The 20,656-nt window shown below is 66.6% G+C and carries 20 protein-coding genes; 13 read left to right on the top strand and 7 right to left on the bottom strand.

The genetic code is table 11. The features are described 5' to 3' along the window. Window positions 1-20: 20 nt before the first annotated feature. The 3 genes from ACWPWT_RS13480 (at window position 21) to ACWPWT_RS13470 (ending at window position 2,274) form a co-directional block, all read left to right on the top strand. Window positions 21-359 (top strand): P-II family nitrogen regulator, encoded by a 339-nt coding sequence (locus ACWPWT_RS13480; protein ID WP_261270056.1) that lies wholly within the window; start codon window positions 21-23, stop codon window positions 357-359. A gap of 109 nt (window positions 360-468) precedes the next feature. Further along, window positions 469-1,881, top strand: a complete 1,413-nt coding sequence (gene glnA, locus ACWPWT_RS13475; protein WP_219019458.1) for a type I glutamate--ammonia ligase — start codon at window positions 469-471, stop codon at window positions 1,879-1,881. A 69-nt stretch (window positions 1,882-1,950) separates the two neighbouring features. Continuing rightward, window positions 1,951-2,274 carry a hypothetical protein gene (locus ACWPWT_RS13470; protein WP_454280101.1) on the top strand — a complete coding sequence of 108 codons (324 nt, stop codon included), beginning with the start codon at window positions 1,951-1,953 and terminating at the stop codon, window positions 2,272-2,274. Window positions 2,275-2,699: 425 nt separating this feature from the next. Here ACWPWT_RS13470 and ACWPWT_RS13465 read toward each other — a convergent pair whose 3' ends face one another. From ACWPWT_RS13465 to ACWPWT_RS13440, 6 genes are all read right to left on the bottom strand, one after another. After that, window positions 2,700-2,870, bottom strand: coding sequence for a putative quinol monooxygenase (locus tag ACWPWT_RS13465; RefSeq protein ID WP_454280100.1), 171 nt, complete (start codon window positions 2,868-2,870; stop codon window positions 2,700-2,702). 133 nt (window positions 2,871-3,003) lie between these two features. Further along, window positions 3,004-3,621, bottom strand: a complete 618-nt coding sequence (locus tag ACWPWT_RS13460; RefSeq protein WP_454280099.1) for a peptidylprolyl isomerase — start codon at window positions 3,619-3,621, stop codon at window positions 3,004-3,006. An 81-nt stretch (window positions 3,622-3,702) separates the two neighbouring features. Then, window positions 3,703-4,677 carry a quinone oxidoreductase family protein gene (locus ACWPWT_RS13455; RefSeq protein ID WP_454280098.1) on the bottom strand — a complete coding sequence of 325 codons (975 nt, stop codon included), beginning with the start codon at window positions 4,675-4,677 and terminating at the stop codon, window positions 3,703-3,705. A 34-nt stretch (window positions 4,678-4,711) separates the two neighbouring features. Next, entirely contained in the window at window positions 4,712-8,824 is a 4,113-nt protein-coding gene (locus tag ACWPWT_RS13450; protein ID WP_454280971.1) for a translocation/assembly module TamB domain-containing protein, read from the bottom strand. Window positions 8,825-8,880: 56 nt separating this feature from the next. After that, window positions 8,881-10,917, bottom strand: coding sequence for an autotransporter assembly complex protein TamA (locus tag ACWPWT_RS13445; protein WP_454280097.1), 2,037 nt, complete (start codon window positions 10,915-10,917; stop codon window positions 8,881-8,883). 117 nt (window positions 10,918-11,034) lie between these two features. Continuing rightward, window positions 11,035-11,265, bottom strand: a complete 231-nt coding sequence (locus tag ACWPWT_RS13440) for a hypothetical protein (RefSeq protein WP_454280096.1) — start codon at window positions 11,263-11,265, stop codon at window positions 11,035-11,037. A gap of 154 nt (window positions 11,266-11,419) precedes the next feature. On the opposite strand from ACWPWT_RS13440, the gene ACWPWT_RS13435 reads away from it, so the two are divergent. Then, complete coding sequence (locus ACWPWT_RS13435; RefSeq protein ID WP_261270063.1) at window positions 11,420-11,605, top strand: hypothetical protein; 186 nt, start codon at window positions 11,420-11,422, stop codon at window positions 11,603-11,605. Window positions 11,606-11,629: 24 nt separating this feature from the next. On the opposite strand, the gene ACWPWT_RS13430 is transcribed toward ACWPWT_RS13435, so the two are convergent. Continuing rightward, window positions 11,630-12,265 carry a S24 family peptidase gene (locus tag ACWPWT_RS13430; RefSeq protein WP_261270064.1) on the bottom strand — a complete coding sequence of 212 codons (636 nt, stop codon included), beginning with the start codon at window positions 12,263-12,265 and terminating at the stop codon, window positions 11,630-11,632. A gap of 77 nt (window positions 12,266-12,342) precedes the next feature. Between ACWPWT_RS13430 and ACWPWT_RS13425 the strand changes: the two genes are divergently transcribed. From ACWPWT_RS13425 to ACWPWT_RS13385, 9 genes are all read left to right on the top strand, one after another. Then, window positions 12,343-12,519 carry a hypothetical protein gene (locus ACWPWT_RS13425; RefSeq protein ID WP_261270065.1) on the top strand — a complete coding sequence of 59 codons (177 nt, stop codon included), beginning with the start codon at window positions 12,343-12,345 and terminating at the stop codon, window positions 12,517-12,519. Further along, on the top strand, window positions 12,516-12,884 hold the full coding sequence (locus ACWPWT_RS13420; protein ID WP_454280095.1) for a hypothetical protein: 369 nt from the start codon (window positions 12,516-12,518) through the stop codon (window positions 12,882-12,884). Before ACWPWT_RS13425 ends, ACWPWT_RS13420 begins: the two co-directional genes overlap by 4 nt. 97 nt (window positions 12,885-12,981) lie before the next feature. Next, entirely contained in the window at window positions 12,982-15,111 is a 2,130-nt protein-coding gene (locus tag ACWPWT_RS13415) for a TonB-dependent receptor (RefSeq protein WP_454280094.1), read from the top strand. A 108-nt stretch (window positions 15,112-15,219) separates the two neighbouring features. Further along, a complete protein-coding gene (locus ACWPWT_RS13410; protein ID WP_454280093.1) occupies window positions 15,220-15,771 on the top strand; it encodes a YbjN domain-containing protein in 552 nt (183 codons plus the stop codon). 65 nt (window positions 15,772-15,836) lie between these two features. Further along, the gene (locus tag ACWPWT_RS13405) at window positions 15,837-17,021 is read left to right on the top strand and encodes an acyl-CoA dehydrogenase (RefSeq protein ID WP_454280092.1); all 1,185 of its coding nucleotides are present in this window, start codon (window positions 15,837-15,839) and stop codon (window positions 17,019-17,021) included. 48 nt (window positions 17,022-17,069) lie between these two features. Next, window positions 17,070-18,224 carry a CaiB/BaiF CoA transferase family protein gene (locus ACWPWT_RS13400; protein ID WP_454280091.1) on the top strand — a complete coding sequence of 385 codons (1,155 nt, stop codon included), beginning with the start codon at window positions 17,070-17,072 and terminating at the stop codon, window positions 18,222-18,224. Window positions 18,225-18,258: 34 nt separating this feature from the next. Then, the gene (locus ACWPWT_RS13395; protein WP_454280090.1) at window positions 18,259-18,816 is read left to right on the top strand and encodes a (2Fe-2S)-binding protein; all 558 of its coding nucleotides are present in this window, start codon (window positions 18,259-18,261) and stop codon (window positions 18,814-18,816) included. 117 nt (window positions 18,817-18,933) lie between these two features. Further along, a complete protein-coding gene (locus ACWPWT_RS13390) occupies window positions 18,934-19,836 on the top strand; it encodes an RcnB family protein (RefSeq protein ID WP_454280089.1) in 903 nt (300 codons plus the stop codon). Window positions 19,837-19,914: 78 nt separating this feature from the next. Beyond that, window positions 19,915-20,607, top strand: coding sequence for a prolyl hydroxylase family protein (locus ACWPWT_RS13385; protein ID WP_454280088.1), 693 nt, complete (start codon window positions 19,915-19,917; stop codon window positions 20,605-20,607). The last annotated feature ends 49 nt before the right edge of the window (window positions 20,608-20,656 follow it).

Genomic DNA, 20,656 nt, shown 5'->3' with positions numbered 1-20,656 from the left:
CATCGGGGGCATTCAGGCTCGTGAAAAAGATTGAGGCGATCATCAAGCCGTTCAAGCTCGATGAGGTGAAGGAAGCGCTGCACGAGATCGGCGTGTCCGGTATCACCGTCACCGAGGCCAAGGGCTTCGGGCGCCAGAAGGGTCATACCGAACTCTATCGCGGCGCCGAATATGTCGTCGACTTCCTTCCCAAGGTGAAGCTGGAAGTGGTCGTCGAGGACAGTCTGGCCGAACGCGTGGTGGAGGCGATCGCCGCCGCCGCGCAGACCGGCCGCATCGGCGACGGCAAGATTTTCGTGATCCCGGTCGAAACGGCGCTCCGCATCCGCACCGGCGAACGCGACGACGCGGCGATCTGACCCGTCCGACACCTTATCGTCACCGGGATGACACCCGGGATAATTAAAACCTTTTCACCGGTCCCGGTCTTTTTCCGGGGCTCGGCCTTAAGCAGAGAGAGAACGGCACATGGCGAATACGGCCAGCGACATCCTGAAGAAGATCAAGGATGAAGAGATCGAGTGGGTCGATCTGCGTTTCACCGATCCGAAGGGCAAGTGGCAGCATCTGACCATGGTCGCTTCGATCCTGGGCGAGGACGAGTTCACCGACGGCCTGATGTTCGACGGTTCGTCGATCGAGGGCTGGAAGGCGATCAACGAGTCGGACATGGTCCTGAAGCCGGACCTCGACGCCGTCTACACCGATCCCTTCTCGGCCACCCCGATGCTGATCGTGTTCTGCGACGTGGTCGAGCCGTCGACTGGCGAGCTCTATGCGCGCGATCCGCGCTCGACCGCCAAGCGCGCCGAGGCGTTCGTGAAGACCACCGGCATCGGCGACACCGTCTATGTCGGCCCGGAAGCCGAATTCTTCATGTTCGACGACGTGCAGTTCGACACGACCTATTCGTCGTCCTACTTCAAGATCGACGATATCGAGCTGCCGACCAACACCGGCCGCGAATATGAGGGCGGCAATCTCGGCCACCGTCCGCGTGCCAAGGGCGGTTACTTCCCCGTCGCGCCGGTCGACTCGGCCGTCGACATCCGTGGCGAGATGGTCACCACCATGCTCGAAATGGGTCTGCCCTGCGACAAGCACCACCACGAAGTCGCCGCCGCGCAGCACGAGCTGGGCCTGACCTTCGGCACGCTGACCCAGACCGCCGACCGCATGCAGATCTACAAGTATGTCGTGCATCAGGTCGCCCATGCCTATGGCAAGACCGCGACCTTCATGCCGAAGCCGATCAAGGAAGATAACGGCTCGGGCATGCACACCCACTTCTCGATCTGGGAAGGCAAGACCCCGCTGTTCGCCGGCAACGGCTATGCCGGCCTGTCGGAAACCTGCCTGTACTTCATCGGCGGCATCATCAAGCATGCCAAGGCGATCAACGCCTTCACCAACCCGACCACCAACAGCTACAAGCGGCTGGTGCCGGGTTACGAAGCGCCGGTGCTGCTCGCCTACTCGGCGCGCAACCGCTCGGCCTCGTGCCGCATCCCCTACGGCACCGGTCCGAAGTCGAAGCGCGTCGAAGTGCGCTTCCCTGACGCGCTGGCGAACCCGTATCTTGCCTATGCGGCGCTGCTGATGGCGGGTCTGGACGGTATCCAGAACAAGATCCATCCGGGCGAGGCGATGGACAAGAACCTGTACGACCTGCCCCCCGCCGAGCTGGCCCAGGTTCCCACGGTCGCCGGTTCGCTCCGCGAAGCGCTCGATTCGCTGGCCGCCGACCACGACTTCCTGCTGAAGGGCGACGTGTTCACCAAGGATCAGATCGAGAGCTATATCGAGCTGAAGATGAGCGAAGTGATGCGCTGGGAAATGACCCCCAGCCCGGTCGAATACGACATGTACTACAGCGGCTGATCCAGCCCCTGCACGATGTCACTACGGGGAAAGGGGCCGCAAGGCCCCTTTCTTTTTGGGAGACGCCATATGGTCGCCTTCGGCTTCGCCACTTTGACCGATATGGTGAGCGCGATCGTCATCATGTCCCTGGGCGCGAAGGCCATGGGTACGATGGCTCTCCTGCTCTTCGGCCAGGACGCCCGCGATCGTCCGGGCTGGGGTTCGTGGTTGTGGTGGATGACCAAAATCACCCCGATCATCGCCTTGCCCAGCGCGGTCGCCTTGGCGCTTGCCGAAAAGCAGACCGACGCCGCCCTCGCCTTTATCGGCATGATCGTCTTCGTGGCGATTGCCGTCCCGATCAAGATCCGTCAGCGTCGAGCCCGCATCCGGCCTTCTATCGCGGCCTGAACCGCCAAAACTGCCTATAGGTTCGGAAGCAAGCCCGACAATTGCGGCATGGACCGGAGCGTTGCGCCAACATATCGCGCGCTGTCGTGGTGTGGCCAGACTCGACTTTCGATCACGACAGGACATGTAGCCTGGGTCTTAGGGCTATCGGTCTCTATTTGATCGCCAGGCGCTCCATGCATCACGCGTCCTGGCGCAAGACCGCAGCCCATAGCGTCGCCGATCGGCCCATCCTGATGACGCGGACGAAAACCGACGCCGCTGCGCCGGTCTGAAGCCAGCTGATCGCTGTCAGCGGGCGGCCTCCACCATTGGCCCGTCCCGCGCACTTCTTCCGCATTCCTGTTCCATATACCGTCTACGGCATGATCCTCCGGCCATCACGACCGTGAGCGGCTCAAACCGCGTGGCAATCCCATGGTCGATCAGGTGTCACGCGCTTGGCCGACATCATAAATCCGCAAACGTCTGTCGCCGATGCGCAGCCCGGGCCATGCCGCCCGCCATTCGGTGAGGTGAGCTGCCTCGAAATGTCGGTCCAGCGCCGCCTGATCGACCCACATTTCCTTCACATGGATAAGACCAGGATCCAGCACATCTTCGGCATAGACATATTCGAGGCAGCCATCCTCCCCCTGCTCGCCTCGACCATGCGCCGCATGATGGGCCGAGCCGCCGCCAGGTTCTCGGGTGGCAGCCGCACGGTTCCAAGGATCAGAAGCGTCTTGCTCACTTCGTCGCCGCCACCCGTTTGGCCGACTGTATCTTGACCGGCGCGGCCAGCATCTCTCCCTTGAACGGCCCCTTGGCCGGGTCAGCGGGCGCGTCGAGGATTCTGTGGATCACGTCCATCCCCTCGACGACATGGCCGAAGGCGGCATAGCCCAGATTGTCGCCGGGCTTGGAGGGATCGGCGTCGAGCGAGGGTTGGTCGCCCACCATGATCGTGAAGTCGCCGCGTGCCGAACCAGGCGCTAGCCGTGCGACCGAGATGGTGCCGTCGAGATGCTTGATGCCGGTCCTGGTCGTGGGCTCATGCGCGATCGGGGGCAGGATGCGCTTGGGCTCGTTCTGGATACCGAACTGGACGAAGCCGAAATTCGCGGCGGGCCGGACCGACCGGTAGAAGGTCACGCCGTCCAGCCGATGCTGGTCGACATAGCGCAGGAAATTGGCCGTGGTGATGGGCGCGTGGGTGCGATCCAGCTCCAGGACGACCGGGCCCAGGCTGGTCTGCATCGCGACGCGGACCATGACGGGCTTGGGAGCCTCGGTCGTTGCGGGCGCAGGAGGCGACACCGCCGTGGTTTGGGCGGCCAGCAGGACAAGCGACAGGAGCGGGATCATGGGGGGTCTCCGAACATCAATTGGGTGTCAGCTTATTGCGGTCTGGGGGCCAGGGATATCCCCTGGGCTTTCCCCGTGTCGTCACGGAATGAGCACCGTACTCCCCACCGTTTCCCCTGCCTCGATCGCGCGGTGCGCATCCGCCGCATCGGTCAGCGCAAAGCTCTGCCCGATCTCCGGCGTGATTGCCCCCTTCTCCAGCATCGCGAAGACACGCGCGATCAGGCGGCGTTTGTCCTGCGCCGACACGGCATAATCGAACAGCGTCGGGCGCGTGACGAACAACGATCCCTTGGACGCCAATATGCCCAGATTCACCCCGTCGACCGGGCCAGAGGCATTGCCGAAGCTGACCACCAGCCCGCGCCGTGCCGCGCTGTCGAGCGAGGCCTGCCACGTCGCCTTGCCCACGCCGTCCAGTACGACCGGCACGCCCGCCCCGCCGGTGATGTCGCGCACCCGCGCGGCCACATCCTCCTGCCGGTTGAGGATGACATGGTCCGCCCCGGCTTCCCGAGCGCGCGCCGCCTTCGCCTCGCTGCCGACCGTGGCGATCACGCTCGCGCCGATCGCCTTCAGCCAGCCGACCGCCAGATGCCCGACGCCACCCGCCGCCGCATGGACCAGCACGGTCCAGCCCGTCCGGACCTCGGCGCAATCCTCGATCAGGAAGGCGGTGGTCGCGCCTTTCAGCAGGATCGCCGCAGCCGTCCGGTCATCGACGCTCTCGGGCAGCGGCACCAGCAGATCGGTGGAGACATTGCGCGCGGTCGCATAGGCACCCCGCGCCGGGCCGAACACGCCGACCCGGTCGCCGACCGCAAAGTCGGTGACGCCTTCGCCCACCGCCTCGACCACGCCCGCCGCCTCGGACCCCAGCCCGCCGGGCAGATCGATCGGATAGAGTCCGCTGCGGTGATAGGTGTCGATATAGTTCAGCCCGACCGCATGATGCCGCATCCGCACCTCGCCCGCGCCGGGGGGCGGCAGTTCGGCCTCCCGCCATTCGATGACCTCGGGCCCGCCGGTCCGGGCGATGAAGGCGATCTTTTCCATGCGATGCTCCTGTTCGGTTGCGCGCGGCAACGCCTCAATAGTCCTTGGATATCCGAACGTTCACGCTTTGCCGCCCCAGTGTCGATATGCTGGAGAGCAGCGAGAGCCAGCGGGTCACCTGGAACTCGACCTGAGTGGCCGAGTAACCCTGCCCATCGGTGATGATCTCCGCATAGAGCCGCCGGGTGATATACTTCCCCGCCGCGACGGAGGTGGCGCGCCCCTGTTGCACATCGGCGGGCAGGACACGCAGCCGGTCGAGCCCCGCCGCACGTCGCACCGCGTTGATCGGGTTCAACCCGCCGCCGCCATCCTGCAACGCCGCCACTGCCGCCGCCAGTTGCAGAGCCTCGGGCGCGGACAGGCTGGCGATCGAGGTCCCGAACAGCAGGCGCGACAAAAGCTCGTCATTGGGCAAGGCGGGCGTGCTGGAGAAACCGATCTCGGGTTTCAGCGCGGTGCCCGTGACGCGGATCGAGGCGCTCAGGCCCTGGACATTGGCATTGGCCGCAATGTCTAGCGCGGGGTTGGCGGGCACTTCGCCGCCGAAGCGGATCACGCCGCGCGCCAGATCGAAGTCGCGTCCGGCAAAGTCGTAATCGCCGCGGATCAGGGTGGCCTGTCCAGTGATAGCCGGATTGTCGGGCGCGCCGCCGATCTTCAACTCCGCCGACCATTCGCTGTTCAGTCCCAGGCCGGAGACCATCAGTCCATTGGGCGCCCGCGCGCGGATCGCCAGTGTCCATGGCTTGCGGGGCATGTCGTCTTCCTCCCCGCCACCGGGAATGTTGATCTCGCGGATGTTGAGCTGCGGCACCGCCGTAGCGGCCGTGGCGCGACCCAGGCGATAGCGGCTGCGGTTCAGCACCACATCGCCCGCGATCGTGCCGCCAGCCCCGTCCGAATGGAAGGTCAACGGCCCCGTCACCGTCGCGCCGATATCGTCGCGCGCGATCATCGTCGCATTGCTCGCCTGGAGCGACAGGTCGAGGCCGACGCCGTTGGCGGCGGCGAATTCGAACTGGCCGGTCCCGCTGACCCGGCCGTCGCGCCCTGCCTGTGCCGCGAAGCGATCGATGACCAGGCGCGATCCACCGAACCTGCCGCTGGCCTGAACATCGGTCAGGACGGTACCGGTGGTGCCGCTTTCGATCCGTGCGCCGATCGCCTTCACCGCGCCGCGAATGACGGGCTGGTTCAGCGACCCGCTGACGTCCGCGCCGATGGCGACGGGGCCGGACAGGTCGAACATCTCCACGCCGGTCAGCCGCCACAGCGTATCGGCGGGCCCGGCATAGCGAAGCTGCGCGATCAGCCGCCCCGCCTGCATCCGGCTGGCCCAATCGCCCTCGGCGGTCGGGACGAGCAGGGCCTGCGCCCGTCCGATGATTCGCCCGCCCGACGCCATGACGGCGCGAACGCCCAGCCGGTCGGCTGACAGGACGCCTGCCACGCCCATGTCGATCGGACGCGAGGTCAGGACCAGCCCGGCGCGGGTCAGTCCCCGGATCGTCAGGTCGATCTTGCCCGTCGGCGCGCCCGCCCCCTGCCGCACGACCAGCGTCCCCGTCGCGCTGCCGCCCAGCCCCAGCCCCGGATAGCCGATGTCGAGTACGGTCAGCGGCATCCGGGTCAGGCTGGCCTGCACCTCCGTTCCGTCCGGGTCCAGCCGCCCCGCCAGCTTCGCCTCACCGCCCGCGAAGCTCAACCGGGTCGGAGCCAGCACCCAGCCATCGCCGTCGCGTGTCACGATGGCGGGCGACAGGAACTGGAGCGGGCGACGGTCGAGTGTCCCTTGCGCCGTCACGGCGAAACGGTTCGGCGCTACCTGGGTCACCGTCTGGATCGAGAAGGCACGACCGCGCGATCCGGATATACCGACGCGAACCTCGCCGGTGCCACCACGCAGTTTGGCGGTCCCGCCCATTTGGGCGATATTGAAGGCGCCGTGCCGCAGCCCCTGCGCATTGGCCGTCCCCTCGACCGAGGCCCCGGCGGGATCGAGCAGCGCGATCAGGTCCAGCCGCCCCTGGCGAACGGCGATGCCCGAAATCTGCGCCTGGCGCGCGGCGAGGTGGGTCTCGATCCGCTGCACCTCCCCCACCGGCCGGAACAGCAGCTCGCCCGACAGGCCGCCGCCTGCCACGCCCAGGCGACCGGCAAAGCCGCCCTGCACGACGGTCAGCGCCCCGGTTGCGCGAGTGCCCGCGACGTCGAGCGAATTGATCTGGACGACCGCATCCTGCCCCTTGGGCAACAGAATCGCGCCCGCCGCCTGGAACGGCCCAAGGCGTGATCCCCCGGCAGCGCGGAAAGCATATCCCTGATCGGTCGGGTCCAGGTGCGCGCGCACATCGCGCAGGCCCAGCGCGGCGTTGGGCGCGGTCAGGACCAGATCCAAAGCGGGGCGCTCGATATGCCCATCCAGCACGAGCTGGACCGGGCCATAGCTTTTCTGCCGCCCACCGCCGACGAAGCGGAAGGTGCCGTCTTTCCGTCGTATCGCCTCGCCGGTCAGGCGGATGTCGGGTCCGGTCAGGACCAGGCGATGAAAGTGGAACACCCCATCCGCCCCGCGTTCCAGATCGGTGGTGAGATGCGGCAATCCCCCCGCCAGCGAGCGGAGAAAGGCGTTGTCGAACCGCCGGACCTGCGCTTCTCCCCGCCCGACGATGCGCGTCCCATGACAATTTGCGCCCGGAACCGCGGTCAGGCGCGACTGGACATCGACGATGCCGAGGCCGGGTATCAGGTACCGCTGCAACGCGCCGTCCAGCCCGACATCGTAACGGCCGTTGGTCAGGTCGATACGCAGGTTCAGCCGCCCCGCCAGCTTGTCGGAGCGCAGCGCCAAGCCCTGGCCCAAAATCTCGCGCTTGGTGATGCGCAGATTGCCCGCCACCGACAGGCGATGAAGGATGCCGCCTGCCGCTTCGCCAACCCCCGTCACGCGCTGTGCCGTGAAGCGTACCGGCAGCGTCAGCGGCCAGCCCCCGGCAAGCTGCCCCTTGCCGACCGCCGCCGCCTGCTCGAACCCGGTTCGGTCGAACGCAAAACGGTTCGCCGCCATGCGATAATCGAACGCCGCCCGCTCGAACGCGCCGTCCAGCCGCAGGGTCAGCGCGATCGCCTGTCCGCTCATATTGGCGAACAGCGCTTCGGGTCGAAGCAGGCTGGCGTCGATGCGCACCCCCTCGAACCGGCGCTTGCCTAAATCGACCAGCCCCCGCGTCCGGAGACGCAAGGCCGGGGAGCGCAGCACCAGCGCGCCGCTCAGCCGCCGGTCGGCGAAATCCCCCTGCCCCGCAACGACGACACGCGGGCTGGTCAGTCGCTGCAAGCGACCATGCAGGACCAGCGAAGATGCGACCTCCCCCGACAGGGCATAGCGACCCGATTGCGCCGAAAGCGACAGATCGACTGCCCGTGCCGATCCGATTGCCCCCTGCGCGCGGCCCGCCCAACGCGACCAGCGCCCCGCCCCCGCGACGCTTAGCGACACCGGCGCCCTCACGCCTGCCATCCTGGCGAGCAGGCCATCGCGCCGTCCCTGTGCCTCGACCGCCAGATCGAAACGGTCATGGTCGGGCCGCGCATCCAACTTCAGGCGCAACCGGTCGCTTCCCGCCACCGCGCCGTTCACGGTCACCAGCGCGTGTCCGTCGCGAATATCCGCCTGCGCATCGACACGGGCCACCCGCACTTGGCCCAATACGGGCTTGGCGAGGATCAGACGCTGAAGATGCAGCCGGTCGATCCGGATGTCGAAATCGGGCAGGATCGGGCTTTGCCGCCCTGTCTTCCGGGTGCGCGGCACATGGTAGAGCGTCGCCAGCGGGGCCTCGGCCCGGCGAATGTCCAGCGTCCCGCGCGCCCAGTCCAGGGGCCGCCAGTCGAGCCGTGCGCGGGGTATCTGTACCAGCAGGCCGTCAAGGTCATAGACGCGCACATCGACCAGCCGCATGTCGGAATAGACCGATCCGTCGATCCGCCCGACCGAGAAGCGCAACCCCGTCTCGGTCCGGATCGCGCCGATCCGGTCCGCGACCCAGCGATGCCCGATCGAGGTATCGACGATCATCAATGCCGCCGCCACGATCGCCACCAGCGACGCCAGCGCGATCCCCAGAATCCGCCACCAGCGCATGCCCCGGCGCGGCGGCGGGGACGGCGCCTGTTCGGGCGCGATCGGTCCCTCCTCGCTCAAAATGCCTGTCCCAGCGAGACATAGACGGCGACCCGACTATCCCCGCGCTGGGGATTGAGCGGCGTGCCCACGTCGAGGCGGATCGGCCCGAAATTGGAATAGTAACGCACGCCCAGTCCGGTTCCGAAGCGCAGTCCGGTCAGGCGCGGCAGAGGCGAGGTGGAGATATTGCCCGCATCCAGAAACGGCACGACGCCGAAATTGCCGAACGTGCGCACCCGCGCCTCGATCGAGAATTCCGCCAGGCTGCGCCCGCCGATCGGATCGTTATTGGCATCGCGCGGCCCGATCGCCTGGAAACCATAGCCACGCACCGACGCCCCGCCGCCCGCATAGAAACGCCGCGACGGCGCGATCTGGTCGCGCGGCGCCCCCAATATGGTGCCCAGCCGGGTCCGCGCCGCCAGCACCACCCGATCGCCGAACGGGTGATAAAGGCTGGCATCGATCTGCGTGCGCGCATAGCCGAAAGCGCTGCCCTGCAACGACAATTCGGGGCTTAATCGACCGCCCAGCCGGAAACCGCGCGTCGGGTTCAGCAGGTCGTCCGACCCATCGTAATTCAGGCTCGTCGGCAGTGCGCCGATGAAGAAGGTGCGCCGTCGCGGTTCGCCCGTCGCCTCGATCACATCGCGTTCGTCCGACGTCAGCAACTCGGCCCCCAGCGACCAGGTCCAGGTCTTCTGAAAGAAGATATTGGTCTGCCGCTCCAGACTGCCCGACAGCGACAGCGTCTTGGCCTCATAGGCGTCGCGAAGAATGTGCGCGGCGGAAAACTGCGCGTTCAATATGCGGTCGCGGCCATTGAAATTGTTGCGGCGGAAGACGACCGCGCCCAGTTGCTCGCGCGTGCCCAGCACGCTGCGCAGTGTCAGCGCGCCTTCGGGTGGGAACAGGTTGCGATCGGTCCAGTTGATCGCCGCCCGCGCGCCTTCGCCCGTACCGTAACCCAGTTCGCCCGCGATGGTATGCGGCGGTGCGGGCTCCAGCGCGACCGCGATGTCGACCGTCTCCGGCGTGTCGCCTGGCACCGGCTTTACCTCGACCGAGGAGACCAGCCCGGTCTGCACCAGCGCGCGGCGGAGATCGTCCAGCCCAGCGGAGTCATAGGGCTGACCCGGCTTGAAGCGGGCAATGTCCTGGACATGGTTGGCATCGAACAGCCGATCGTTCGCCATGACGATCCGGCCATAGCGCCGCGCCGAGCCCGGATCGACGGTCATGTCCAGCGTCGCGGTCCGTGCCGCGCGGTCGACGACGATCTGTGGCTCGCCCAGCTTGGCAAAGGGGAACCCCGCCTCGCCCACCGCGGCTTTCAGCGACGCCTCGGCCGCCACGATGGTGTCGGCGTCGACCGGATCGCCCGGCTTGATCCCGAACGCCTCTTCCAGCGGCGCGGCCTTGCGCCCCGCCGCCTGAACGCCTGCCAGCGTGACGTCGGCGAAGCGATAGAGATTGCCGGGCACCGCCTGCAACACCATGGTCGGTTCGTCGCCGGGCTCGATCCGGGTAGAGACCTGCGCGTCATAATAGCCCGCCCCGCGCAGCAGGCTGATCAACAACGCGGAATCCTCGCGCGCGCGCCGGTCGAGCTGCGCCGCATTGGCGGGCTCGCCGTCATTGGCGTCGAGCGAAGAGAGCTGTTCGAAACGCTGCCGCACCAGCGCGCCCGCGCCCTCGATCCCCTCGACCCGCCAGCGATAGCGGCGCTCGGCGGCGGCATCGACGGTCGCCGCCATGGCCCCGGCCGGATCGCCCGGCGCCTGCGCCAGATCGGGCCAGGCGACGCCGATCTCGGGCAAGGGCGCCAGCGGCGCGGTGGGATCGAGCATCGTCGGATCGTCGGCATCGATCGCAGGTTGGGTCCCGGTCTGCGGGCTCGTCTGCACCGTCGTCTGCGCGGGTGCAGACGACGCAGGTGACGGGACCAGCGTCTGCGCCACCGCACGGCCGGCCCAGCCCGTGCCGCCAAAACCCATTGCGAAGACTATGATAGCGACCGAGCGGCACGGCCGCCCGACGCGGACCATCATGCCTGATCCCTAGCCGTGCGCAGGCGTTTGCAACACCCCAAAGCGCCATCAACCGACCAGATTTGCCATGCCGGTCGTCGCGAAACCCCAAACCCTGCGCCCGTCATCGCCGGGATGTCAGTGGACGGTCCCGAACGCCTCTTCGATGGAGAGCAGGCCGATCAGCCGCTCGATCTGGCGCCAGCGACAGAAATGAATGTGATTGCCCATGTCGCGACTATGCCCGGCCCGCGCGGCGGCTTCGTCGCCCGCCGATTCGCCGAAGGTTTCGATCAGTTCGGCGGCCGTCTCGACGTCGGTCCCACTCACAAAGGGAACAACCTCCATTTCGCCGCCGCGATCACGCATGAACATCCTGGCCCCTACCCCCGGAAAGAGCGGCTGCCCTAAGCCCGGGATATGAAATTTGCCACCCCCCGAAATGGTTAATGCACCATATGGTGTGTTTTCCGGTTTTTGCTGCGGCTGGCTTAGCCTCGTCCGGCGTGGCAGGACTTGGGGCATGACCGACCACCCGCCACCCCGCCCGCCGCGCAGTACCTCTCCCGCAGGCGGATTCTTCATCGCGCTCGGCGTGGTCGCAGGGATCGTCGCTGGCCTGGCGACGGGACAGGTCACGGTCGGTGTCCTGATCGGCCTGGCGCTGGGCATCGTCGTCGCGCTGCTCCTGTGGTGGCGCGGGCGCTAGGGTCGCGGCCCCGTCAGGGGGGCGTCAGTTTGGCAAGCGCATTTGCCATGCGACGCGCCCGATGACCGTGATCGGCCCGTCGGGCACCGGCGGCGCAGCGGGATTGTCACTGGTCGCGACCAGCCCCTCCCGGACTGAACGGACACGCTTGACCATCAGCGCGTCCCCGACCCGGATGACATAGAGCCCACCCCGCGCAGTCGGGCGGGTGTCGTTCTGGTCGACCACCAGATGATCGCCGTCCATCAGGCCCGGTGCCATCGAGTCGCCCCGGACCCGGATGACCGAGGCGCCGCCGTCACTCAGCCCCAGCCGGCGGGCAAGTTGGCGGTCGATCGCCTCGACGCCGACCATCACCTCGTCATCGACGGTCGCGCCCGGCCCCGCCGATGCCGCCACCGCCAGCCGCCGGACCAGCATCGGCCCCGTCGCCGTCGAACCACCCAATTGCGTTTCGGGCACGCCGAAGAATTCGGCAAGCTGCCGCCGGTCTCCCTCGGCCAGAACGCGCGGCGTTCCCCGCTGCACGAATTGCTGAAGATAGGCGTCGTTCCGCCCCAGCATCCGCGACAGCGCCGCGAGACTGACCCCGGCCTTTGCCGCAAGCTCCTGCAAAACCGCCCTAATTTCCGTTCCCGACATGCTGTCGAATATAGGCATAGGATTTTTCCTAGACAAGTTGGAAATCAGAACAGATCATGAACATCATCGAAGAATCGGGCAATGGGAGAATGTCCATGGAATTGTTGGGAGTGATCGAACGCTATCTGAAGGACAGCCAGATGCCGGAGACCAAATTCGGGCGGCTGGCGGTCAACGACCCCCGGCTGGTCAGCGACCTGCGCAAGGGGCGCGAGCCGGGATCGGAGATGATCCGACGCGTCACCCGCTTCATCGCGGGTCGCTCCGCATGAGCGCGCTCGCTCCTGCCGCGGACCGGTCGGATCCTATCCGCCCCGGCCGATCGCCGCTCCGCCGCCCGACCGATCGCGGCGAACGACTGGCCCGCGCGCTGATGGCGCACGCAGCGCGGGCGGGATGCACCGTCCTGCTGACCGTCGCTACGGTCGAGCCCTGGTCGTCGGCGACGTTCAGCGGTTCGGTAATTGCCCTCTCGCTAGCGGCTGCGCCGGGGTCCGCGCTATCGGCCTGGCTCCGGGATTTGCCGGAAAGCGACATTCCGCTCGGCCGCGACCTGGTGGCCGACATAGCGGTGGAGAGGGTCGACGGTGGATGGTGGCTGCGCGTCCTGCTCTGCCTGGACGCGGCCAATGGGTGACGCGACCGTCAGCGGACGCTCAAGCAAATGTCATTTAATGCTTGATATGTTGTAACACTACTGTACTCGACAGGGCTTCACATGTCGGAGCCCTGTCTTGTTCAAGTCCGTTCTGTTGTCCGGCCTTTCGGCCACCGCGCTCGTCAGCCTGCTCGCCGCCCCCGCCACCGCGCAGACTGCGCCGTCATCGGCCAACCGGGGTCGCGAGATCGTGGTGACCGCGCCGGTGCAGCAGTCCGAGACCGACGTGTTGTCGGGCACCTCGATCGTGACCGGTGACGAATTGCAGCGTTCGATCCGTCCGACCATCGGCGAGACGCTGGCGCGCCAGCCGGGCGTATCCGCGACCTCGTTCGGCCCCAATGCCTCGCGCCCGGTGCTGCGTGGTTTCCAGGGTGAGCGTATCCGCGTGCTGACCGACGGCATCGGTTCGATCGACGTGTCGAACACCAGTGTCGATCACGCGGTCGTCATCAACCCGCTGCTCGCCGACCGGGTCGAGGTCCTCCGGGGCCCCTCCGCCCTGTTGTTCGGCTCGTCGGCGGTGGGCGGCGTGGTCAATGTGATCGACACGCGCATCCCGCGCTCGGTGCCGGAGCAGGGCTATCGCCTGTCGGGCATCGCCTCCTATGGCTCGGCCGCGACCGAACGCTCGGTGGCGGGCGCCACCGATGTCGCGGTCGGCAAGCAGTTCGTGCTGCACGCCGACGGCTCCTATCTGAAGACCGACGATCTGAAGATCGGCGGCTATGTCCTGTCCCCCCGCGCCCGTGCCGAAGCGCAGACGTCGGCGCAGCAGGCCCCCAACGATCCGCTCGACTTCGCCAGCGTCGCCAATCTGCGCGGTCGCCTGCCCAATACGGCCAGCGAAACCTGGACGGCAGGCGTCGGCGGATCGCTGATCACCGACACCGGGTCGCTGGGCATCGCCTATAGCCATTATGACAGCCTGTACGGCGTGCCGATCCGCTACAGCCTGGCCCCCGGCGGCGAAGAGCCCGAGGCTCCGCGCCTCAGCCTCGTCCAGAATCGTCTCGACCTGCGCGGCGAGATCGAGACGGGCGGCGGCTTCCTCGATCGCATTCGCTTGCGCGCAGGCGCGGCGCAATATCGCCACTTCGAGCTGGAAGAAGATGGCGAGGTCGGTACGGCCTTCTACAACAAGGGGATCGAAAGCCGTCTGGAACTGGTCCAGTCCAAGCGCGGCGGATGGCAGGGCGCATCGGGCGTTCAGTTCCTGAACCGCGACTTCGACGTGCGCGGGGACGAGGCGTTCCTGCCGCGCAACAACACGGCGCAGGTCGGTCTGTTCACCCTGCAACAGCTGGATCGCGGCGCGTTCAAGATGGAGGCGGGCGGCCGGTTCGAGCATACCACGCTGACCGCACGCACCGCCGTGGACGACGACCGCTTCTTCCGGGGCCAGCGCAGCTTCGACGCCTTTTCGGGTTCGATCGGGGCCAGCTATGGCTTCGCGGCCGACTGGCGCGCCGGTCTGAACCTGTCGCGGACCGAGCGCGCGCCGTCTGCCGAGGAATTGTTCGCCAACGGCCCCCATGCCGGGACCGAGGCCTATGAACTCGGCAACCCCGACTTCAAGAAGGAATCGAGCTGGGGCATCGAGGCGACCGTCCATGGTCATGGCGAAGGTTATAGCTTCGACGCTTCGGCCTATTACAACCGCTTCTCCAACTATATCTATGACGCGCTGGTCGCCCAGGGGCCGTGCGAAGCCGCGGCGGCGCCATCGGGTCGCGAGGTAGACCTGCCCTGCTTCCAATATGCCCAGGCCGATGCACGCTATTACGGCATCGAGGCGGAAGGTTCGCTTCGTCTTGCCACGATCGGGACGTACGCGATCAACGCGGACCTGCTGGGCGATTACGTCCATGCCCAGATCATCGGCACGGGCCCCGCGCCGCGCATCCCGCCGCTCCGCCTGCTTGGCGGACTGGAGGCGCAGTCGGACAGCGTGAACGCTCGGGTCGAGGTGGAGCGCAGCTTCAAGCAGACCCGCGTGCTGGGTCTGGAAACGCCGACCGACGGGTTCACCCTGGTCAACGCCTCGGTGCAGTTGAAGCCCTGGGGCGCGCTGAACCCGACCACGCTCACCTTGTCGGCGAACAACATCTTCGACGTCGATGCGCGCCGCCATGCCAGCGTGCTGAAGGACTTCGCCCCGCTGGCGGGTCGCGACCTCCGCGCCACGCTGAGCTTCAAGCTGTAAGCGGTGCCCGCCCCTTCCCGCATCGGCGGGAAGGGGCCGACATGCCCGATCGGCTTGCGTCACGAAGCATCGATGATAGCCTTGCCGCCTTATCATCGGGGGACTGAAATGGCATGGTGGCGATGGATTGGTTCGGCGTTTCTCGTGGGATGCGCAAGCGCCGCGTCGGCCAAGGATGGCGAGCCCTGTCCCAAGAATCTGATCTGCGCCAGCGCGCCCGAAACGGTCGGCGGCGCGATGATCCGTGCCGGTTATCAGGGGCTGATCGATACGGACAATGAAGGCGATCCGATGATCGTCAGCGCCGCCGCGGGCTATAAGTTCAACATCCTCTTCTACGACTGCGAAGCGCATAGGCAATGCGCCTCGCTGCAATTCTCGATGCGGGTGACCCCGTCCAAGCCGCGCGACCTGGCGTTCGTCAACAAGTGGAACAGCGAGAAGCGTCTTGCCCAGATGGCGCTGACCAAGGACGGCGACCTGCGTCTCGCCCATGACATGACGACGATCGGCGGCGTCACCTATGCCAATTTCACCGATACGGTCGAATGGTGGTCGAGCGTGTTGGGCAATATCGACGCCTTCCTGACCGCCAATCCGTCGACGACTCCGGCCGATGCCACGGCTCCCGCTGGCACGACGGCGAAGCGAAGCTTCTGACCCGCTGCCGGGGGTGGACAAAGCCCCCGGCCTTCGGGAGAAGCGGGGCATAAGGAGAGATACCGATGTCCCGAATGGGCAAGTTCGACTGGGCGGATCCGTTCCTGCTCGACGACCAATTGACCGATGACGAGCGCATGATCCGCGATACTGCGCGCGCCTATGCCGACGATCGGCTGGCCCCGCGCATCATCGAGGCGTTCGCGCAGGAGCATACCGATCCCGATATCTTCCGCGAGATGGGCGCGCTCGGCCTGCTCGGCCCGACCATCCCGGAGGAGTTCGGCGGGGTCGGGGCATCCTATGTCGCGTACGGCCTGATCGCGCGCGAGGTGGAACGGATCGACAGCGGCTACCGCTCGATGATGAGCGTGCAGTCGAGCCTCGTCATGTATCCGATCCATGCCTATGGCTCGGACGAACAGAGGCGCCATTATCTGCCGAAATTGGCGAGCGGCGAATGGATCGGCTGTTTCGGCCTGACCGAACCCGATGCGGGGTCCGATCCAGGCGGGATGCGCACCACCGCGAAGAAGGTCGACGGTGGCTATATCCTGTCCGGCGCCAAGACCTGGATCTCCAATTCGCCGATCGCCGATGTCTTCGTCGTCTGGGCCAAGTCGGAGGCGCATGGGGGAGCGATCCGCGGCTTCGTGCTGGAAAAGGGCATGAAGGGGCTGTCGGCGCCCAAGATCGACAACAAGCTGTCCCTGCGCGCCTCGATCACCGGCATGGTGATGATGGACGATGTCGCGGTCGGCGAAGACGCGCTGCTGCCGCATGTCGAGGGATTGAAGGGGCCGTTCGGTTGCCTCAACCGCGCGCGCTACGGGATCAGCTGGGGCGCGATGGGGGCGGCCGAATTCTGTTTCCACGCCGCGCGCCAATATGGCCTCGACCGCAAGCAGTTCGGACGGCCTCTGGCGGCGACACAGCTTTACCAGAAGAAGCTGGCGGATATGGAAACCGAAATCGCGCTGGGTTTGCAGGCGTCGTTGCGCGTCGGGCGGCTGATGGACGAGGGGCGGTTCGCGCCCGAGATGATCTCGATCATCAAGCGCAACAATGTCGGCAAGGCCTTGGACATCGCCCGCGCCGCCCGCGACATGCATGGCGGCAACGGCATTTCGGGCGAGTATCAGGTGATGCGCCACATGCTGAACCTGGAGACCGTCAACACCTATGAAGGCGCGCACGACGTCCACGCGCTGATCCTGGGCCGTGCGATCACGGGGATCGCGGCGTTTTGAGGTCCTTCGCCATCCTTCTCTCCCCAAGCGAGCCTGGGGAAGATTGAGATGACGAAACCCGCCCCCCTTGCCGGGTTGAAGGTCGTCGAACTCGCCCGCATCCTTGCGGGTCCCTGGGCGGGTCAGGTACTGGCCGATCTCGGCGCGGAGGTGACGAAGGTCGAAAGTCCCGAGGGTGACGATACCCGCCGATGGGGACCGCCCTTCGTCACCAATCCCGACGGCAGCCGCGATGCCGCCTATTTCCATGCGGCCAATCGCGGCAAGGCGTCGGTCGTCGCCGACTTCGCCACCCCCGAGGGACAGCAGATGGTGCGCGACCTGATCGCGGACGCCGATGTGGTGATCGAGAATTTCAAGCTGGGCGGCCTGACCCGCTACGGCCTAGATTATGCCAGCCTCTCCGCGATCAATCCGCGCCTCGTATATTGCTCGATCACCGGCTTCGGCCAGGACGGGCCCTATGCGGCGCGCGCAGGCTACGACTTCATCGTGCAGGGGATGAGCGGGATCATGGACCTGACCGGCGAGCCATCGGGCGCGCCGCAGAAGATCGGGGTGGCGCTGGCCGACATCATGACCGGCCTGTATGCCGTCATCGCGATCCAGGCTGCGCTTCACATGCGCGATCGGACCGGGCGGGGGCAGCAGATCGACATGGCCCTCCTCGATACGATGACGGGCGTACTCGCCAACCAGGCGATGAACTATCTGGCCTCGGGCGTGACTCCGACCCGGCTGGGCAATGCGCATCCCAATATCGTGCCCTATGCCGCTTTCCCGGCCAGCGATGGATGGTTCATCCTGGCGGTGGGCAATGATGCGCAGTTCCGACGCTTTGCCGCACTGGTCGAAATCGACGCCGCCGATCCGCGCTATGCCACCAACGCCTTGCGGTGCGAACACCGCGCCGAACTGACCTCGGTGATCGAGGCGACGACCGTCCGCTGGCTCCGCGACGACCTGCTCGCCGCGTTGGAGGCCGCGGGCATTCCAGCGGGGCCGATCAACAGCGTCGAGCAAGCCTTTGCCGATCCGCAGATCGTGGCGCGCGGCCTCGCCATTCAGCCGCAGCGGCCCGACGGCTCGACCGTGCCGGGGGTGCGGACCCCGATCCGATTCTCCGATGCGGACCTGATCCTCGACCGCGCCGCGCCGATGCTGAAGGACCATGATGGGCGGCATGATGAGCGGTCCGATTGAGGGGCTCGGCCGGATCGCGTAGGGCAGAGCCGCGATGACCAGCCTGACCGTCAACAACCAGCCCGTTCGCTATCGCCTGCCCGCCGACACGCCTCTGCTCTGGGCGCTGCGCGATGCGTCCAACCTGACCGGCACCAAATATGGCTGCGGCACGGGCGATTGCGGGGCCTGCACGGTCGATGTCGATGGCCGGGCGGTGCGAAGCTGCCAGGTTCCGATCGGCCGGATCGAAGGAAGTGTCGTCACCACCATCGAGGGGCTGTCGCGCGACCGCTCGCATCCCGTACAACAGGCGTTCCTCGCCGCCAATGTCAGTCAGTGCGGATATTGCATCCCCGGCATGGTGATGGCCGCCGCCGTGCTGATCCAGCACAATCCCGACCCGTCGGAGGAGGTGATCCGCACCGGCATCACCAATATCTGCCGCTGCGGCATCTACCCCCGGCTGGTCGAGGCGATCCAGCGCGCCGCACGGGCCGCTCGCGGTGAGGAGACGATCCCCGCCGCCCCGCTGCCCGGCACCGATTCCGCCGATGCGGCGCGCGCCGTGCCTGCACTGACAGCCATAGCCACCCCACGCGACGAGCCATGAGGAATCGATTCTTTCGGATAGCTGACAAAGAGGTTCAGCGTCCGCTCAACGCGCATGGGGCAGAGTTCATCGCATCATAGGGGTCGGCTCGTGCGCCGGCACATGGGGTTGGACGAGATGAACAGGCATTGGATGGCGGCTTTGCTGGCGGCGACCGCGATGGTGTCGGGTGCGATGCCCGCCATGGCGCGCGCGCAGCAGATGATCGACCAGGGCCCCCGCGCCCGGCCCGAAGGCGGGCCAGGGCGCGGGGGTCCGGGGCGCGGTGGCCCGGATGGGCCAGGCGGTCGGGGCGGTCCGGGCGGCCCGGCCGGTCGTCTGGAACGTAGCGAAGGCCGTCCGATCTTCAACGATCGCGCGGCTTTTCCCGAGAATCGCCCCGCCTTCCGCCCCGACCATGCCGAGGCGCCACGTCCCCAGCAACCGGCGCCCCCTCCCGCGCCCCGCGACCGTGGCGAGTGGGGCCCGCGCGGGGATATTGACCGCGGCCCGCGGCCGGGGCCCGCGCCCGACCAGATTCGCCCGGATCGCGGCGGGCCCGGCGGCGTACGAGTCGATCGCGGCTGGCGCGACCCTGGCCAGGACCAGCGCTGGCGCGACGAAGCGCGTCGCCAGCGCGAGGATCGCAACCGGTGGGGCCGCAACTATAATGACTGGCGCGATCATTCCGACCAGTCCTATGGCTTTGCCGAACGGCGCGCCTGGGCGAACCAGTGGAATCGCAGCTGGCGTCGCGACCGGCGCTATGACTGGCTGGAATGGCGTTCGCTGAACCGTGGGGCCTATCACCTGCCCCGCTATTATGCGCCCTTTGGCGGCTATGGTTACCAGCGTTTTTCCAGCGGGGTGATCATCGACCCGGAATTTTTCGGGCAGAGCTACTGGCTGGACGATCCCTATAGCTATCGCCTGCCGCCCGCTTATGGCTCCTATCGCTGGGTCCGCTATTATAACGACGCGATACTCGTCGATCTGCGTAGCGGGCTGGTCGTCGACGTCGTCTACGACATCTTCTGGTGATGCTTGCGGGAGGGGGCTTGGCTGCCCCCTCCCCTCTATCCTCTTGTCTTTGTCCGCGGATCGTCACACATCCCGTCCATGTCGTTCTTCTCGAGGAAGCCGAAGGGCAATCCCGCCGCCTCTCCCCTCCGTGCGCAATTCGCGGTGAGCGTCGCCGAGCATCTCGACGCCCATCCGGCGGTCACCCGCGTGACGAGCGATCTGGCGCAGATCTACTATCATCCCGATTTTCTGACGCCCGATCAGTGCAACAAGCTGATGGCGATGATCGACTCCAATCGGCGGCCATCCACCCTGCTCTCGGACCGGCCCGATTACGGCTTTCGCACCTCGGAAAGCTGCGACATGGCGCGCTGGTCGCCCGATGTGCAGCCGATCGACGAATCGATCGCGGCGCTGCTCGGCATCTCGCCCGAACAGGGGGAGACGATGCAGGGCCAGCGTTACGCCCCCGGCCAGCAATTCCGCGCGCATCACGATTATTTCCACGAGAGCGAAAGCTATTGGGAAAAAGTCCGCGTCCATGGCGGACAGCGGACCTGGACCGCGATGATCTACCTCAACGACGTGCCGGAAGGCGGCGCGACCTGGTTTCCGCAGGCGGGCATCCGCGTCGCCCCGCGCCGGGGCCTGCTGCTTGCCTGGAACAATATGAAACGGGACGGCAGCCCCAATGAAATGACCCTTCACGAAGGGATGCCGGTGGTCGAGGGCACCAAATACGTCATCACCAAATGGTTTCGCGAAGGCAATTGGGTACCCGCCGACTAAGGGCGGGCGCAGCTTCGCCCCCTTGTCCCGACTCTGCCGCGCATGGCAT

Source organism: Sphingomonas sp. Marseille-Q8236 (assembly GCF_965112005.1).
This window is presented reverse-complemented; position numbering and strand designations above follow the sequence as displayed.